The sequence below is a fragment of the Mycolicibacter longobardus genome, assembly GCF_002102265.1.
Classification (GTDB): Bacteria; Actinomycetota; Actinomycetes; order Mycobacteriales; family Mycobacteriaceae; genus Mycobacterium; species Mycobacterium longobardum.
Window position 1 is genome coordinate 73,377 of the sequence record NZ_LQPG01000019.1, and the last position, 14,241, is coordinate 87,617.

At 68.9% G+C, this 14,241-nt stretch carries 18 protein-coding genes and 1 pseudogene; 10 read left to right on the top strand and 9 right to left on the bottom strand.

The genetic code is table 11. The features are described 5' to 3' along the window. Window positions 1-16: 16 nt before the first annotated feature. Entirely contained in the window at window positions 17-931 is a 915-nt protein-coding gene (locus AWC16_RS11160; RefSeq protein WP_085264810.1) for an N-acetylglutamate synthase, CG3035 family, read from the bottom strand. Between the two features lie 11 nt (window positions 932-942). After that, entirely contained in the window at window positions 943-1,536 is a 594-nt protein-coding gene (locus tag AWC16_RS11165; protein WP_085264811.1) for a peptide deformylase, read from the bottom strand. A gap of 245 nt (window positions 1,537-1,781) precedes the next feature. Here AWC16_RS11165 and AWC16_RS11170 point away from each other — a divergent pair, with 245 nt between their 5' ends. The 5 genes from AWC16_RS11170 (at window position 1,782) to AWC16_RS11190 (ending at window position 5,134) form a co-directional block, all read left to right on the top strand. Then, the gene (locus AWC16_RS11170; RefSeq protein WP_024440118.1) at window positions 1,782-2,090 is read left to right on the top strand and encodes a DUF3263 domain-containing protein; all 309 of its coding nucleotides are present in this window, start codon (window positions 1,782-1,784) and stop codon (window positions 2,088-2,090) included. A gap of 77 nt (window positions 2,091-2,167) precedes the next feature. Beyond that, window positions 2,168-2,638 carry a LytR C-terminal domain-containing protein gene (locus AWC16_RS11175; RefSeq protein ID WP_109561363.1) on the top strand — a complete coding sequence of 157 codons (471 nt, stop codon included), beginning with the start codon at window positions 2,168-2,170 and terminating at the stop codon, window positions 2,636-2,638. A 9-nt stretch (window positions 2,639-2,647) separates the two neighbouring features. Beyond that, window positions 2,648-3,358 (top strand): superoxide dismutase[Cu-Zn], encoded by a 711-nt coding sequence (sodC, locus tag AWC16_RS11180; RefSeq protein WP_085264813.1) that lies wholly within the window; start codon window positions 2,648-2,650, stop codon window positions 3,356-3,358. Further along, window positions 3,315-4,505, top strand: coding sequence for a glutamate--cysteine ligase (locus AWC16_RS11185; protein WP_234812219.1), 1,191 nt, complete (start codon window positions 3,315-3,317; stop codon window positions 4,503-4,505). The genes sodC and AWC16_RS11185 overlap by 44 nt, the downstream gene beginning before the upstream one ends. Then, window positions 4,505-5,134: an LON peptidase substrate-binding domain-containing protein gene (locus tag AWC16_RS11190; protein WP_109561364.1), complete on the top strand. Its 630-nt coding sequence runs from the start codon at window positions 4,505-4,507 to the stop codon at window positions 5,132-5,134. Before AWC16_RS11185 ends, AWC16_RS11190 begins: the two co-directional genes overlap by 1 nt. Before the next feature lie 172 nt (window positions 5,135-5,306). Here AWC16_RS11190 and AWC16_RS11195 read toward each other — a convergent pair whose 3' ends face one another. Further along, entirely contained in the window at window positions 5,307-5,849 is a 543-nt protein-coding gene (locus tag AWC16_RS11195) for a TetR/AcrR family transcriptional regulator (protein ID WP_234812228.1), read from the bottom strand. Between the two features lie 176 nt (window positions 5,850-6,025). Here AWC16_RS11195 and AWC16_RS11200 point away from each other — a divergent pair, with 176 nt between their 5' ends. Next, complete coding sequence (locus AWC16_RS11200; RefSeq protein ID WP_085264926.1) at window positions 6,026-7,306, top strand: cytochrome P450; 1,281 nt, start codon at window positions 6,026-6,028, stop codon at window positions 7,304-7,306. Between the two features lie 7 nt (window positions 7,307-7,313). Here AWC16_RS11200 and AWC16_RS11205 read toward each other — a convergent pair whose 3' ends face one another. Next, window positions 7,314-7,703 (bottom strand): hypothetical protein, encoded by a 390-nt coding sequence (locus AWC16_RS11205; RefSeq protein ID WP_085264817.1) that lies wholly within the window; start codon window positions 7,701-7,703, stop codon window positions 7,314-7,316. A 21-nt stretch (window positions 7,704-7,724) separates the two neighbouring features. Between AWC16_RS11205 and AWC16_RS11210 the strand changes: the two genes are divergently transcribed. The 3 genes and pseudogenes from AWC16_RS11210 to AWC16_RS25085 all read left to right on the top strand — a co-directional run bounded on the left by AWC16_RS11210 (window position 7,725) and on the right by AWC16_RS25085 (window position 9,141). Further along, window positions 7,725-8,330 carry a TetR/AcrR family transcriptional regulator gene (locus AWC16_RS11210; RefSeq protein ID WP_085264818.1) on the top strand — a complete coding sequence of 202 codons (606 nt, stop codon included), beginning with the start codon at window positions 7,725-7,727 and terminating at the stop codon, window positions 8,328-8,330. A 10-nt stretch (window positions 8,331-8,340) separates the two neighbouring features. Next, window positions 8,341-8,703, top strand: a pseudogene (locus AWC16_RS25725) (bleomycin resistance protein); the annotation flags it as partial. Next, window positions 8,698-9,141: an SRPBCC family protein gene (locus AWC16_RS25085; RefSeq protein ID WP_234812229.1), complete on the top strand. Its 444-nt coding sequence runs from the start codon at window positions 8,698-8,700 to the stop codon at window positions 9,139-9,141. The pseudogene AWC16_RS25725 and the gene AWC16_RS25085, both read left to right, overlap by 6 nt. Before the next feature lie 13 nt (window positions 9,142-9,154). Here AWC16_RS25085 and AWC16_RS11220 read toward each other — a convergent pair whose 3' ends face one another. From AWC16_RS11220 to AWC16_RS24315, 3 genes are read right to left on the bottom strand one after another with little or no spacing between them, the layout of a single operon-like run. Then, window positions 9,155-11,347 (bottom strand): AAA family ATPase, encoded by a 2,193-nt coding sequence (locus AWC16_RS11220; protein WP_085264820.1) that lies wholly within the window; start codon window positions 11,345-11,347, stop codon window positions 9,155-9,157. Between the two features lie 44 nt (window positions 11,348-11,391). After that, on the bottom strand, window positions 11,392-11,736 hold the full coding sequence (locus AWC16_RS24310) for a type II toxin-antitoxin system PemK/MazF family toxin (protein ID WP_165759208.1): 345 nt from the start codon (window positions 11,734-11,736) through the stop codon (window positions 11,392-11,394). Then, window positions 11,733-11,978, bottom strand: a complete 246-nt coding sequence (locus tag AWC16_RS24315; protein ID WP_165759209.1) for a hypothetical protein — start codon at window positions 11,976-11,978, stop codon at window positions 11,733-11,735. The genes AWC16_RS24310 and AWC16_RS24315 overlap by 4 nt, the downstream gene beginning before the upstream one ends. An 86-nt stretch (window positions 11,979-12,064) precedes the next feature. Between AWC16_RS24315 and AWC16_RS11230 the strand changes: the two genes are divergently transcribed. Continuing rightward, window positions 12,065-12,625 (top strand): chorismate mutase, encoded by a 561-nt coding sequence (locus tag AWC16_RS11230; protein WP_234812220.1) that lies wholly within the window; start codon window positions 12,065-12,067, stop codon window positions 12,623-12,625. Window position 12,626: 1 nt separating this feature from the next. Here AWC16_RS11230 and pssA read toward each other — a convergent pair whose 3' ends face one another. After that, on the bottom strand, window positions 12,627-13,532 hold the full coding sequence (pssA, locus tag AWC16_RS11235; protein WP_085264823.1) for a CDP-diacylglycerol--serine O-phosphatidyltransferase: 906 nt from the start codon (window positions 13,530-13,532) through the stop codon (window positions 12,627-12,629). Next, window positions 13,529-14,236 (bottom strand): phosphatidylserine decarboxylase, encoded by a 708-nt coding sequence (locus AWC16_RS11240; RefSeq protein WP_085264824.1) that lies wholly within the window; start codon window positions 14,234-14,236, stop codon window positions 13,529-13,531. The genes pssA and AWC16_RS11240 overlap by 4 nt, the downstream gene beginning before the upstream one ends. Window positions 14,237-14,241 lie beyond the last annotated feature (5 nt).

Sequence of the window (14,241 nt, forward strand, 5' to 3'; positions counted from 1 at the left end):
AGTCACGCAAGCCACTTTAAATCGACGGCGGTGACCCGAGCCCCAGCGACCGGGCATCGATATAGCGGGTGCGGTGCTGCCCGGCGAAGCCGATCGCCTCGAAGAAACCGAATGCGCGGGTGTCATGCGGCACCTGCGCGTAGCCGCGGGTGGCACCGAGTTCGGCCCCCCAGGCCTGCAACGCGGCGCAGATCGCCCGCCCATGGCCCTGCCGGCGCCGCTCCGGCACCACCCGCAGGGCGGTCACCCCCAACCAGCGGGTCCCGTCCGGGGACTCGGTGACCGCACCCCGTCCGACCGCCACCCCGGGTATCGAGGCGAACACCACCTGGCCGTCGACCACCGCGGTGAGCACCCCCACCGGCATGTCCGTCGGCCAGTCGAGGCCGGGCGCGGCGGACAGTGTCACCTGCTCGGCTGGTGTCTCCGCGGGCAGCTCGCGCACCAGGGTGCGGGTCTCCAACCGCACGGGCAGGTCCTCCGGCAGCCTCAGCAGCCGCTCGGGGACCGCGAGCGTCGGTGCCAGATCCCGCCGGGCATACCAGTCGATGATCGCCGGGATGGTACTGGTGTGGGCGAACATATCCAGCGGCACAGCCGAATTCGTGGCCAACTCGGTTCCGGACCCGGCTCGCAGCAGCCAGCCGTCCAGCCACTCGTGTTCGCAACCCGGCCAGGCCAGCGCGGCGGCGTGCTCGACGGAGCGGATCGCCGAGTTCTTCACCGGCCGATCGGTCAGCCGCCGTACGTAGAGCACGTCTGCGTGCCGGCAAGTGTGGATCGCCCCGTCGGCCGAACGGACCCGCACCAGCGGCCCGGTCTCCACCAGATGTCCCACCACGTCGCCCATCGGCGGTTGCGAACCGGGCGGGCGCAGATAGCGCAGGCTCACCCGGACGCCCAGCCCAGGCAGTTCGGGCGGCTGGCTCATCACCGGGTCGATCAGTGCCCGAACGGGTCGGGCACATCGCCCGGTGTCCAGGACAGTCCCGGCACCCCCCAGCCGTTGGCCTTGACCGTCCGCTTCGCGGAGCGGGCATGCCGGCCCACCAGCATGTCCAGGTAGAGCAAGCCGTCCAGGTGCCCGGTCTCGTGCTGCAGCATCCGGGCGAACAACCCGCTGCCCTCCAGTGTCACCGGCTTGCCGTCGGCGTCCAGGCCGGTGACCCGTGCCCATTGCGCCCGGCCGGTCGGAAACGATTCGCCGGGCACCGACAGGCAGCCTTCCTCGTCGTCGTCCGGGTCGGGCATGGTCTCGGGTCGCTCGGAGGTCTCCAGCACCGGGTTGATCACCACCCCGCGGCGCCGGGTGGTCGAGCGGCGGTCGTCGGCGCAGTCGTAGACGAAGACCCGCAGGCCCACGCCGATCTGATTGGCGGCCAGGCCGACGCCGTTGGCGGCGTCCATGGTCTCGTACATGCTGGTGATCAGCTCACCGAGGTCGGCGGGTAACGATCCGTCGTCGCCGACGGGCACCGGGCTGGTCGGGGTGTGCAGGACGGGATCGCCCACGATGCGGATGGGTAGCACGGCCATGACCGAGAAGCTTAAGCGGGCGGAGAAGCGAGGCTCGACGCAGGAGAGGCGAAGCTGGGACCGCCGGATTTCATGTGGCCGTCGCGCATCAACTGCAGTGGCCACGGCGACTCGCGGGGCCGGCTCCCGGTTCAACACAGCTTGCCGTGATTCAATATTCGCTCAGGACAGGCCGCTGAAAAATCGACGCAAACAAGCAGACGTCTGACGTGAGAGAACTTTCCGGAAGGGTCCAGGAAAACGATATGGACGGCGCCATGGCGCAGGCGAATCGCTCAGGGGACGATTCGGAGCCCACTGACGGCCTGAGCCGTCGCGAACACGACATCCTGTCCTTCGAACGCGACTGGTGGAAGTACGCGGGCGCCAAAGAAGAGGCCATCAAGGAGAGGTTCGCACTGTCGGCGACCCGGTACTACCAGGTTCTCAACGCGCTCGTCGACCGGCCCGAGGCCCTGGCCGCCGACCCGATGCTGGTCAAACGGCTGCGCAGGTTGCGGTCGAGCCGCCAGAAGGCGCGCGCGGCGCGGCGTCTCGGTTTCGATATCACCTGAATCATCCCGAAGCATCCTGAACCCTTGATAGCTGGGCGTTTATCGGTTATGGCCCGCTCCTCGATACAGTGGTCGCAATGAACGACCACGTTCCCGACTCTTCTCGGCTCCCGCTCCGGGCCATGGTGATGGTGCTGCTGTTCCTGGGCACCATCTTCCTACTGGTCGGGTTTCAAGCCCTCGGATCGTCGGGCAGTGACGACGACGATGCGCACTCGCCGACGGCGAAACCCGCCGTCACCAGTTCGGCGCCGGCCAAGGCCGAACGTCCCGCCCGCAAGCCCGACGTGCGGGTGTACAACATCTCCGAGCAGGCGGGGCTGGCCGGGCATACCGCGGACCGGCTGCGTGAGGCGGGCTGGAACGTGACCGAGATCGGCAATCTCGAACTGCCCGAGGTCACCGAGACCACCGTCTACTTCAGCGACGCTGAGGGCGAGCAGGATTCGGCCCACGGCGTGGCGGAGGTACTGGGCGCCGTCGTGGAGCCGCGCATCCCCGACGTGGCCGAGCAGCCACCGGGAGTGATCGTGGTGGTCGCGGGTTAAGCTCCTCGCATGGTCACAGGTCACCGCAGAGCTCTTGCCGCCGTTGTCTTCGCCACCCCGGTCGTGATGTTGGCGGCGTGCAGCCCCCCCAACGAGGTGCCGTCGGACGTGCCGGGCACCACCCCGTCGGTCTGGACGGGTTCGCCGGCGCCGTCCGGCGTGGCGTCGGAGCCGGGCGGCTCGAGCAGCTCGGAGAATCTCGTCGCGCACCTGGCGACCCCCGATGGCGGCCAGATCGCCACCGCGACGTTCGAGTTCAGCAAGGCCGGCGGCAAGGAATTCGCCACGGTCACCGTGCGGACCACCAGCACGGGCGTCCTGACGCCCGGTTTCCACGGCCTGCACATCCATGGCGTCGGCAAGTGCGAAGCCGAGTCGGTGGCTCCCACCGGTGGGGCGCCCGGTGCCTTCCTGTCGGCCGGCGGGCATTTCCAGGCGCCCGGCCACAGCGAGCACCCGCAGAGCGGCGACCTGACCTCGCTGCAGGTGCGCTCCGACGGCAGTGGCCTGCTGGTGACCACCACCGACGCGTTCACCAAGCAGGAGCTGCTGGCCGGCGACGGAACCGCCATCATCATCCACGCTGACGACGACAACTTCGCCAACATTCCGGCGGACCGCTACACCCAGGTCAACGGCACGCCCGGCCCGGACCAGACCACGCTGACCACCGGAGATGCCGGAAAGCGGGTTGCCTGTGGTGTCATCGGCGCCGGGTAGCCCGCCGAGCAGCTGGGCTTCCTCGAGATCTGAAGCCCGAATCGACTTCGCCCGCAGCGCCCGGCCCACGATCGGCGTGGAATGGGAGCTCGCACTCGTCGACGCCCAGACGCGTGACCTGAGCAACGAAGCCAGTGCGGTGCTGTCCGAGCTCGGCGAAAACCCGCGTGTGCACAAGGAATTGCTGCGCAACACCGTCGAGCTCGTCACCGGCATCTGCGCCGACACCGGCGAGGCCATCGAGGATCTGCGTCAGACCTTGACGGCGACCCGGCCCATCGTGCACAGCCGGGGCATGGAGCTTTTCGGTGCCGGCACCCACCCGTTTGCGCAGTGGTCGGCGCAGAAACTGACCGACGCGCCGCGCTACGCCGAGTTGATCAAGCGGACCCAGTGGTGGGGCCGGCAGATGCTGATCTGGGGAGTGCACGTCCACGTCGGCATCTCTTCGGCGCACAAGGTGATGCCGATCATCTCGTCGCTGCTGCTGTACTACCCGCACCTGCTGGCGCTGTCGGCGTCGTCGCCTTGGTGGGCCGGCCACGACACGGGCTACGCCAGCAACCGGGCGATGATGTTCCAGCAGCTGCCCACCGCGGGGCTGCCGTTCCAGTTCCAGACCTGGTCGGAGTTCGAGGGCTTCGTCTACGACCAGAAGAAGACCGGGATCATCGATCACACCAACGAGATCCGTTGGGACATCCGGCCGTCGCCGCACCTGGGCACCATCGAGGTGCGGGTGTGCGATGGGGTGTCCAACCTGCGTGAGCTGGGCGCGCTGGTGGCCCTGACGCACTGCCTGATCGTGGACCTGGACCGGCGGCTGGACGCCGACCAGTCCCTGCCCACGATGCCGCCCTGGCACGTGCAGGAGAACAAGTGGCGGGCGGCTCGCTACGGGCTGGACGCCGAGATCATCCTCGATTCCGACAGCAACGAGCGATTGGTCACCGACGACCTCGACGATCTGCTCAACCGGCTCGAGCCGATAGCCGCGCGACTGCGCTGTGCCGACGAGTTGGCGGCCGTCGCCGACATCTACCGAACCGGTGCTTCATACCAGCGCCAGCGCCGGGTCGCCGAGGAGCACGACGGCGATCTGCGCGCCGTGGTCGACGCACTGGTCGCCGAACTCGACATCCCATGATGGAACTGCCGATGTTCCCGCTGGAGTGGGTGCTGCTTCCCGGCGAGGAACTGTCGCTGCGGATCTTCGAGCCGCGCTACACGGTGCTGGTCGAAGACCTGATGCGCAGCGGCGATCCGCGCTTCGGGGTGGTGCTGATCGCCCGCGGTCGTGAGGTCGGCGGCGGCGAGCAGCGCAACGACGTCGGCGCGATGGCCGGCATCACGCAATGCACGGAACTCGGCGGGGGCCGTTACGCTCTGCGTTGCCTTACCGGGGAGCGAATCCGGGTCCGCGAGTGGCTCGACGACGATCCGTATCCGCGGGCGATCGCAGAGATATGGCCGGATGAGCCGTCAGAACCGGTGAACGACAGTCAGTTCCGTGAGTTGGAGGACCGGATCGTCACGCTGCACCAGCGGATGGCCCGGGCCCGTCGCCGGTGGGTCACGCCGGGACGCAGCAGCCTGTTGGGTGGTCGCTCACTGGACCCCGTGCAGCGGCTGTATTCGCTGGCCTGTCGCGTACCGATGGGGGAGGCCGACCGCTACGCGGTGCTGGCGGCGCCGTCGCTGTCCGGCCGGATGACGGCGCTGCATGAGGCGATCGAGACCGTATCGGCCCGGGTCGAATTCGATCTCCCTCGTTGATTCTGCGCTGAGGGCGACAAAGTGCGAGTGAGCCCCGCCCCCAACGCGGAGTCAACGAGCTATTTGAGCGACCTTGCCCTCGACTCTTCCGCTCGTATCCGCACCTCCGATCTGTTGGTCGGTCGATCAGCAACGCTGGCACCGGTGGGGTGCGTTGTCAACCCGCCGGTAATCAGGAGGCGGTTGTCGGAGGTGCCAGTCGGCTCAGTTCGCGGTCGAACAGCGCGCGCACTTCGTCGTGTCCTCGGGTGACTCCGACGGCGTTTTCGTTGCACAGGTTGCGCGCGGTCTGCGCGATCAGCGTCGAGATCGCGACGGGGGGATAGTCGTCCAGATCGACGCCGTTGGCGCGCAGTGCCACCGTGACGGCCGCCGTCTCGATGTCACGCACCCGTTCCGCGTACGCCTTGAGTTCGGCCCGGATGGCCTTGCGGTGGTTGGCCAAGGCCATGAACTCGGTGTTCAGGCTGGTCATTCGCGTATCGCTATTGATCGCCCACAACGCCCGGAGGGGGTCGTCGTCGGTCAGGACGGCTCGCATCCGCTCCAGCGCGACGTCGGCGCCGGCCCGCAGAACCTCCACGAAAAGGTCGTCCATGGTGGGGAAGTAGTAGTACACCAGGGCCTGCTTCACGCCGGCCTCGGCGGCGACCCGGCGCGACGTCGCCGCGGCGTAGCCTTCGTCGCGCATCAGCCGCGCAGTCGCCTCGATCAGGCGGCGGCGGGTGGCGTTGTCGGTCGATTTGGCCTTGCGCGGAGCAGCCATTCAGAGCGTCCCGGTGGTGCGATTGCTTGACCGTACGGCGCCGCGCGTGGTAGGCATGAGGCATTCTAGCAATTTGATCGGTCGATCAGCACGATGAGGTCGTGAGCGAAGGGGCGCGCCGGGTGATGACAGATCTCGCGGCGGTGGACTACTTCTCCGACCCAGCCGTCACGCAGGATCCCTACCCCTATTACGAATATCTCCGGGCACAAGGACCGGTGTTTGCCGAGCCGCATCACGGCGTGGTCGCCGTCACCGGCTACGACGAGGTGTATGCCGCGTTCAAAGATCACGATTCGTTCTCGGCGGTGAACGCGATCGGCGGGCCGTTCCCGCCGCTGCCGTTCGAACCCGAGGGCGACGACATCACCGAGCAGATCGAGGCGCACCGGCATCAGTTCCCGATCTTCGAACACGTCGTTGTCATGGACCCACCGGCGCACACCCGGGCCCGCTCGTTGCTGAGCGGGCTGCTCACGCCGAAGCGGCTCAAGGAGAACGAGGAATTCATCTGGCAGCTCACCGATACCCAACTCGATGAGTTCATCGGGAACGGCCGCTGCGAGTTCCTGTTCGACTACGCCAAACCGTATGCGACTCTGGCTATCACCGATCTGCTCGGCGTCCCCGAGGAGGACCGAGCCGAGTTCCGCAGGGCATTGGGTGCGGGGCATCGCGAGGGCCAACACGTCGGATCTCTTGACGGGACGCCGGTGGGCCTGAATCCTCTGCGCTACCTCGATGAGAAGTTCAGCCGCTACCTCGCCGAGCGGCGACGGCAGCCCCGCGGCGACGTCCTGAGCAGCCTGGCCACCGCCACTTACCCCGACGGGTCGACGCCGGAACTTCTCGAGGTGGTCCACCCGGCGACCTTCCTGTTCGGCGCCGGTCAGGAGACCGTCACCAAGTTGCTCGGTGCGGCGGTGCAAACCCTGTGCGATCGACCCGAGTTCCAGCAGACGCTGCGTGAGCGCCCCGAACTGATCCCCGCGTTCATCGAGGAGGCGCTGCGGATCGAGAGCCCCACCAAGATCGACTTCCGGCTGGCCCGCAAGACCACCACGCTCGGCGGGGTGCCGATCAAGGCCGGCACGGTGCTGATGCTGTGCCTGGGAGCGGCGAACCGGGACCCCCGCAAGTTCGATAACCCCGACGAGTTCCGGTTGGACCGCAAGAACGTGCGCGAGCACATCGGTTTCGGGCGCGGCATCCACACCTGCGCCGGTGCCCCGCTGGCCCGGGTCGAAGGACGCATCACCATCCGCCGGATGCTGGATCGGATGCGCGACATCAGGATCAGCGAGGCACACCACGGCCCGGCGGGACGGCGGCACTACTCCTACGAGCCCACGTTCCTGCTCCGGGGGCTGACCGAGCTGCACATCGAGTTCACCCCGGTGGAATAGGCAGGAACTAAACGGCGGCGGCGGCCCGTCGTACCGCCGCCGCGATACGCCGAAGCATCAGCTGCACCACGACGCGGTGGCCGCCGCTGCCGATGACCAGCGCGCGATAGACCTTGCCGTGCAGTCCCGGAAACGCAGCCCAGGTCTGCGAGCGCACCCGGGTGCGCCCGGCGCCCAGGTCGTCCAGCTCGAACACCCAGCGATACACCGCGAACGGATGCCGGCCTTTCAGGGCGAACCGTCGCGGCGGCGTCGCTTCGTCGAGTGCGAACCCCAGCGGCACCGACGTCGGATCGGCGGGGTTCCGACACAGCACCGCCAGCAGTGCTGTCCATGTTTCTGCCGGTGACGCGTCGATCGTTATGGCATGCTCATCGATATAGGGTAACTGTTCCATATAGAAGGACTGTACTAGATCGTGGCACCTCCGCGAAAGCATGAAACCGATGCGATCCTCGACGCGACACGCGCCCTGGTGCTGACCGACGGGCCGCGCGCGGCCAGCGTCGCCGCGATCGCCAAGGCCAGCGGTGCTCCGGCCGGCACGCTGTATCACCGGTTCGGCAACCGCGACGGGATCCTGGCCGCAGCCTGGCTGCGCGCGCTGGAGCGTTTCCAATCGCGAGCGCTCGGTGCCGCTGCAAGCACACCGACCGACACCGCCGTGGCGATGGCCGTGGCCGCCGTCCGCTTCGCGCGCGAGCTGCCCGACGATGCCCGCCTGCTGTTGACCATCCGGCCCGGCGACCTGCTCGACGGTGTGCCCGACGCGGAGTTTCAGGAGACGCTGTCGACGATGAACGCGCCACTGTTCCAGCGGGTCGACGAGCTGGCCCGGGAGCTCTACGGCAGCGATGACCCGCGGTCTGCGCACGCCGTCGCCCGGGCCGTCGCGGATCTGCCGTACGCGGTGGTGCGTCGGCACGCCTACGATGACGAGATGCCGTCCTGGCTGGAAGCCGATGTCGCGGCGGGCGCGCGCGCACTGCTGGACAGCTTTTCGCCGGACCCGGCTGGCGGGTGACACCGACGCCATGACCGACATCGCGTTCACCGCAGTAGCACCGATCATTCCGGTGCGAGACCTCGACGCCGCGCTGGATCGTTACCGCCGGCTCGGATTCACCGTCCATGCCTACGGCGGCCCGGCCCGGTACGGGTTCGCCGATCGCGGTTCGGTGTCGTTGCACCTTTCCGAGTGGGCCGAGCATGATCCGCTGCGTACCGCCGCCAGCGTGTATCTCTACGTCGACGACGCCGACGCGCTCTATGCGCAGTGGACGGCGTCAGGAGTGCAGGGACGCTTTGTCGAACCGGCCGACACCGACTATCAGCTCAGGGAATTCGCCTACGTCGACACCGACGGCACCGCGCACCGTGTCGGGTCGCCCCTGCCGGCCAGGCTTGTCAGCGCCACCAGGGTGATCGCCGCGCCGGCGAAACGGATCTTCGAATTCATCGCCGATCCGACGCGCCAGCCCCGCTGGGACGGCAACGCCAATCTGGCCGAAGCTCAACCCGGACAACGGGTTCATGCCGTCGGCGATGTCTTCACCATGACCCTGAGCACGGGCGCCGTGCGGGAGAACCACGTGGTGGAGTTCGAGGAGGGACGCCGAATCTCCTGGCGCCCGGCGGAACCCGGTTGCGCGCCACCGGGGCACCTGTGGCGGTGGGAGCTCGAGCCGCTGACTCCGGTGCGCACCCGGGTCACGCACACCTACGACTGGTCGGAACTCTCCGACCCGAACCGTCTTGCACGCGCCCGCGCCACCACCGCGGACAAACTCGCGTCCTCGCTGTCCCGGCTCGCGGCGCTGGCCGAGGAGGTTTGAGGCCGCCCGACGGCTATCGGTTGTCGGCAAAGGAACGCAGCAGCTCGATCTGAGTGGGATCCAATGAGGGCCGGACATTTTCGCGGGCGGCGGCGACGTCGGCCATGGTGACGTCGGCGGCGTCGATGGACCGCCGCATCGCGGTGAGCGCGGCCTCACGCAGCAGCGCCACACAGTCCGCCGCGCTGTAACCGTCCAGGTCGGCGGCCAGCGCATCGAGGTCGACGTCCTCATGCAGTGGCACGGATTTGCCGGCCACCCGCAGGATCTGCCGGCGGGCCTCGGCGTCCGGCGGCTCGACGAACACCAGTTTCTCCAGCCGGCCCGGCCGGGTCAGGGCCGGATCGATCAGCTCGGGACGGTTGGTGGCGCCGACCACCACCACGTCGCGCAGCGGGTTGGCGCCGTCCAGCTCGGTGAGCAGGGCGGCCACCACCCGATCGGTCACCCCGGAATCGAAGCTCTGTCCGCGTCGCGGCGCCAGCGCGTCGATCTCGTCGAGGAACACCAGCGAGGGCGCGGAATCGCGGGCCCGCTGGAACAGATCCCGCACCGCCCGCTCGCTGCTGCCCACCCACTTGTCCATCAGTTCGGCGCCCTTGACGGCGTGCACACTGACCCGCCCGGAGCCGGCCAGGGCGCGCACCACGAACGTCTTGCCGCACCCGGGCGGGCCGTAGAGCAGCACCCCGCGCGGTGGGTCGACGCCGAGCCGGGTGAAGGTGTCCGGATGCTGCAGCGGCCACAGGACCGCTTCGGTCAGCGCCTGTTTGGTGTCCACCATGTCACCGACGTCGTCGAGGGTGACCGAGCCGACGGACACCTCGGCGGCCGCCGAACGCGACAGCGGACGGATCACGCTGAGCGCCCCGATCAGATCTTCCTGGGTGAGCTTGGGCTCCTCGTCGTTGTCGCTGGCGCGCGACGCCGCCCGCATCGCCGCCTCCCGCACCAGCGCAGCAAGGTCAGCGGCAACGAAACCCGGTGTGCGTTCGGCGATCTCGCTCAGCGTCAGGTCCTCGGTGGGAACCGAGATCAGCAGGGTGGTCAGCAGCGCAGCCCGGGTCGCGCCGTCGGGCAGGCTCAGCCGGATCTCGCGGTCGCACAGCTCCGGCGCCCGCAGCCGGGGATCGACATGGTCAGGCAGCGCCGAGGTGGCGATGAACGCCACCCCCTCGGTGGCCACGGTGTTCCGCAGTTCGGCCAGGATCAGCGTCGCAACCGGTTCCGGCGGTTCGGGCAGCAAGGTGTCCACGTCGGCCACCAGCAGCACACCGCCGCCGTCGCAGACCTGCGCCACCGCCGAGCGCACCGCGGCCAGCCGTTCATCGGCGGTCAGCGCGCCGACCTCGGGGCCGTCCAGCTCGATCAGCCGCCGTCCCGCGCATACCGCCCGAACCATGGTCGTCTTTCCCACCCCGGCCGGACCCGACACCAGCACACCGAGATTCGTTCCGGCGCGCAGGGTCTTGAGCAGCTGGGGCTCGTCGAGGGCGAGCTTGAGCCATTCGGCGAGTTTGGCGGCCTGGGCTTCGCAGCCTTTGAGTTCGTCGATCGCGATCCGGGGCGGGGCGACCGGCCTGGCGACGGTCGCCACCGCAGCGGTGGTGGCGCTTCCGAAGGTGACCAGCGAGTTGGGCTGCACGCTGACCGGACCGGTGGGGTCCACACCGGTGACGGTCAGCAGCTCCGAGGTCCAGCTGATCCCCACCGAGGACGCCAGGGCGGTGGTGGCCGCGGACGTCGACGTGCCGGGTCCGAGGTCGCGGGGCAGCAGGGACACCGCGTCGCCGACCGTCATCACCTTGCCCAGCAGGGCCTGGCGCAGCGTGGTCGGTGACAGCGACTGCGAGGCCAGAGTCGAGCCGCTCAACGTCACCGACCGTGCGCCGTAGACGGTCACCGCGGCCACCACCACCTCGGTGCCGTCCCGCAGGCCGGCATTGGACAGCGTCACGTCGTCGAGCAGCACCACACCGGCCGGCGCATCCGGGCTGGCCAGCGCGGCCACCGCCGACGTCGTGCGAGACCCGGTCAGAGACACCGCATCCCACTCCCGGATACCCAGGGCGGCAACGGCTTCGGGATGCAGTCGGACCACACCGCGGCGGGCGTCGACGGCGGAGGTGTTCAGCCGGGCGATCAGCGTCAGGTGCCGGGAGGTGTCTACTCGGCGGTGTTCTTCGCGCTCTTCAGTGGAACCCACCCGGACATTATCGGCATAGACGTGGCCGGTCTCCCCGGTACCGTTCAGATGAACAGCATCTGCGCCAGGATTTCCCGCACCTCGGTGAGCTCGACATGGGACAGCTCGATCTCCGGTGCGTACCGCCGGAACCGCTCGACGGACACCGTGCGGATCTGTTCGGTGATCACCCAGCCGCCGCCCGAAGCGACAGGTACACGATGCAGCCAGCCACGTCTTTCGGTGTTGGTCAACGGCAGCACACAGGCCAGCTGTCCCAGTGTCACGTCGAGGTGGAATCTGGACGAGACGATCAGCGCGGGCCGGTCCTTGCCCTGCTCGTGGCCCCGTACCGGATCGAAGTCGACAAACCAGACTTGGCCCGGCTCGATCGGGGGCCGTCGGCTCACTTGGTGTCGTCCCAGCCGTCGGTGATCGGGGCGTCTGCCTGGCTGGACGCCTCGGCGTCGGCGATGTACGCCGACCAGCCTTCGGGATCGGTCTCGCGGTAGTTCCGCACCGCGGCAACAGCCTTTGCGCGCCAATGTTCGTCGATGAGGCGACGCACGGTCTCGTCCGCCGACGCGCCGCCGAATTCTTCACGACCGATCCGCAGAATGCGGTCTCGGGTTTCATCGCTCACCCGCAGCATGAATCCAGTGTACGGTGCTGTAAACAATAATGTTTACAGTCACCGACGAGCTGTGACGGAGCGACCAGCAGGATTGAATGGTCCCCGTGCGGTCCGGCCCTCTGACTTCGGCGATCTGCGCGGCCCTGCTGTTGGCGGCACCGCCCCCGGCCCGGGCCGACGACGCGTCCCCGCTGTCCGAGTTGGTCGACGCCGCCGCCCAGCGGCTCCAGGTCGCCGACGACGTGGCGGCGGTCAAGTGGCAGACCCGCGGCGCCATCGAGGACCCGGCCCGGGTCCAGCAGCAACTGGCATCCCTGGCCGCCGCCGCGGAGTCTGAACATCTCGACGCCGGCTACGTGACACAAGTCTTCACCGACCAGATCGAAGCCACCGAGGCCGTGGAGCACCACCGGTTCGCGCAGTGGACGCTGAACCCGGCCACCGCGCCGGCCGTCGCGCCCGACTTGGCGATATCAAGGGCGCGCATCGACGGCTTCAACCACGTCATGCTGGACCAGATCGGCCTGCGATGGCAGCAGCTGCATTCGCGGGAGTGCGCCGCACAGCTCGATCAGGCGACCCGAGACGTCAGCGATGCGCGGCATCTCGACGAGTTCTCCCGGCAGGCGCTGACGGCCGCGACGCGGGACTACTGCGACGGGTAGTTCAGCGACCCGGCTTGCGCAGCCGCAGCCTGGCCATCGATTGCCCGCTGGGCCTACGGATGACCCGCCGCACTCCGGGCCGGCGGCCCGGCTGCGACCGGCGGATCGCTCGGCGCGCGGCCCGGCGTTCCTTGGGGGCGTCTTCCCAGGCCTCCGGGTGTGCGGCCACCCAGCGCTGGCTGCGGACGGAGAACGGGATGGTGCACAGGTAGGCCACGATCAGCACCAGCACCAGCACGTAGGGGAACAGGAACGCCGCCGCGGCCACCAGCGCCAGCACCGCCAGCAGTACCGCGGCCAGGTGCGGCGGCACCGACACGGCGTGCATCTTGCGCATAGGGATCCGGCTGACCAGCAGCATGGAGGTGCCCACCACCCAGGCGCAGGTGAACCACTGCGACGTCCACCACCCGTCGCCGAACTGCAGCTTGGCGGCCAGCAGGCCCATCAGTGTGATCGCTCCGGCCGGGGCGGGCATGCCGACGAAGAACTCCCGCGTGTAGGCGGGCAGGGTGGCGTCGTCGAGCAGGGCGTTGAACCGGGCCAGCCGCAACACCACGCACACCGCGTACAGCAGCACCACGATCCAGCCCGCCGGCTGCGTCGACAGCAGCGACACGTAGATCACGATCGCGGGCGCCACCCCGAAGTCGACGGCGTCGGCCAGGGAGTCGATCTCGGCGCCCATCCGCGACTCGGCGTCCAGGATGCGGGCCACCCGGCCGTCCAGACCGTCGAGGATGGCTGCCGCGGCGATCAGTGCCATCGCGACGTGCACCTGGCCATCCAGTGCGTACTTGATCGAGGTCAGGCCGGCGCAGATGGCCAGCACCGTCATCGAACTGGGCAGAATGTGCAGGCCCACCGCGCCCCGGGAGCGGACCGTCGTGCCGGGGGTGCTCATCATGACAGTTCGGCCAGTACGGTTTCGCCGGCGACCATGCGCTGCCCGACGCTCACCAACGGCTGCGTCCCCACCGGCAGGTACACGTCCAGTCGCGACCCGAACCGGATCAAGCCGTAGGTGTCACCGATCGCCAGATGGTCGCCGGGCCGGGTGTCGCAGATGATGCGTCGCGCCACCAACCCGGCCACCTGCACCGCGACCACCTCGGCGCCGTCGGGGGTACGGATCCGGATGCTGTTGCGCTCGTTGTCCTCGCTGGCCTCGGTCCGGTCCGCCGAGCCGAACCGGCCGGCCCGGTGCAGCACCTCGATCACCTCACCGCCGATCGGGGCCCGCTGCACGTGCGCATCGAACACCGACATGAAGATGCTGACTCGCGGCAGCGGGGTGTCGGGCAGGTCCAGTTCCGGGGGCGGGGGCGCCGAGTCGACCAGGCAGACCATGCCGTCGGCCGGAGCCACCACCGCACCGGGGCGGGTGGGCGGCACCCGGTGCGGATGCCGGAAGAAGCCGGCGCTGGCGCCGGCGACCAACAGCCCGGCCCCGCGCAGCCAGCTCTGTTTGCGGCCCAGCAGCGCCAGGCCCAGCCCACTTCCGACGAACGGCAGCCCGGCGCGGTGCATCGGCGGCACCGTCGAGCGCACCAGCTCGATCAGATGCCGAAGACCGCCGGGATCGTCTGCTGCACGGGGGCGTCTGGCCATTGGGT

Coding starts and splice junctions, on each gene's coding strand:
- AWC16_RS11160 (WP_085264810.1), bottom strand. CDS start 931: ATGAGCCAGCCGCCCGAACTGCCTGGGCTGGGCGTCCGGGTGAGCCTG.
- AWC16_RS11165 (WP_085264811.1), bottom strand. CDS start 1,536: ATGGCCGTGCTACCCATCCGCATCGTGGGCGATCCCGTCCTGCACACC.
- AWC16_RS11170 (WP_024440118.1), top strand. CDS start 1,782: ATGGACGGCGCCATGGCGCAGGCGAATCGCTCAGGGGACGATTCGGAG.
- AWC16_RS11175 (WP_109561363.1), top strand. CDS start 2,168: ATGAACGACCACGTTCCCGACTCTTCTCGGCTCCCGCTCCGGGCCATG.
- sodC (WP_085264813.1), top strand. CDS start 2,648: ATGGTCACAGGTCACCGCAGAGCTCTTGCCGCCGTTGTCTTCGCCACC.
- AWC16_RS11185 (WP_234812219.1), top strand. CDS start 3,315: ATGCCGGAAAGCGGGTTGCCTGTGGTGTCATCGGCGCCGGGTAGCCCG.
- AWC16_RS11190 (WP_109561364.1), top strand. CDS start 4,505: ATGGAACTGCCGATGTTCCCGCTGGAGTGGGTGCTGCTTCCCGGCGAG.
- AWC16_RS11200 (WP_085264926.1), top strand. CDS start 6,026: ATGACAGATCTCGCGGCGGTGGACTACTTCTCCGACCCAGCCGTCACG.
- AWC16_RS11205 (WP_085264817.1), bottom strand. CDS start 7,703: ATGGAACAGTTACCCTATATCGATGAGCATGCCATAACGATCGACGCG.
- AWC16_RS24315 (WP_165759209.1), bottom strand. CDS start 11,978: ATGCTGCGGGTGAGCGATGAAACCCGAGACCGCATTCTGCGGATCGGT.
- pssA (WP_085264823.1), bottom strand. CDS start 13,532: ATGATGAGCACCCCCGGCACGACGGTCCGCTCCCGGGGCGCGGTGGGC.
- AWC16_RS11240 (WP_085264824.1), bottom strand. CDS start 14,236: ATGGCCAGACGCCCCCGTGCAGCAGACGATCCCGGCGGTCTTCGGCAT.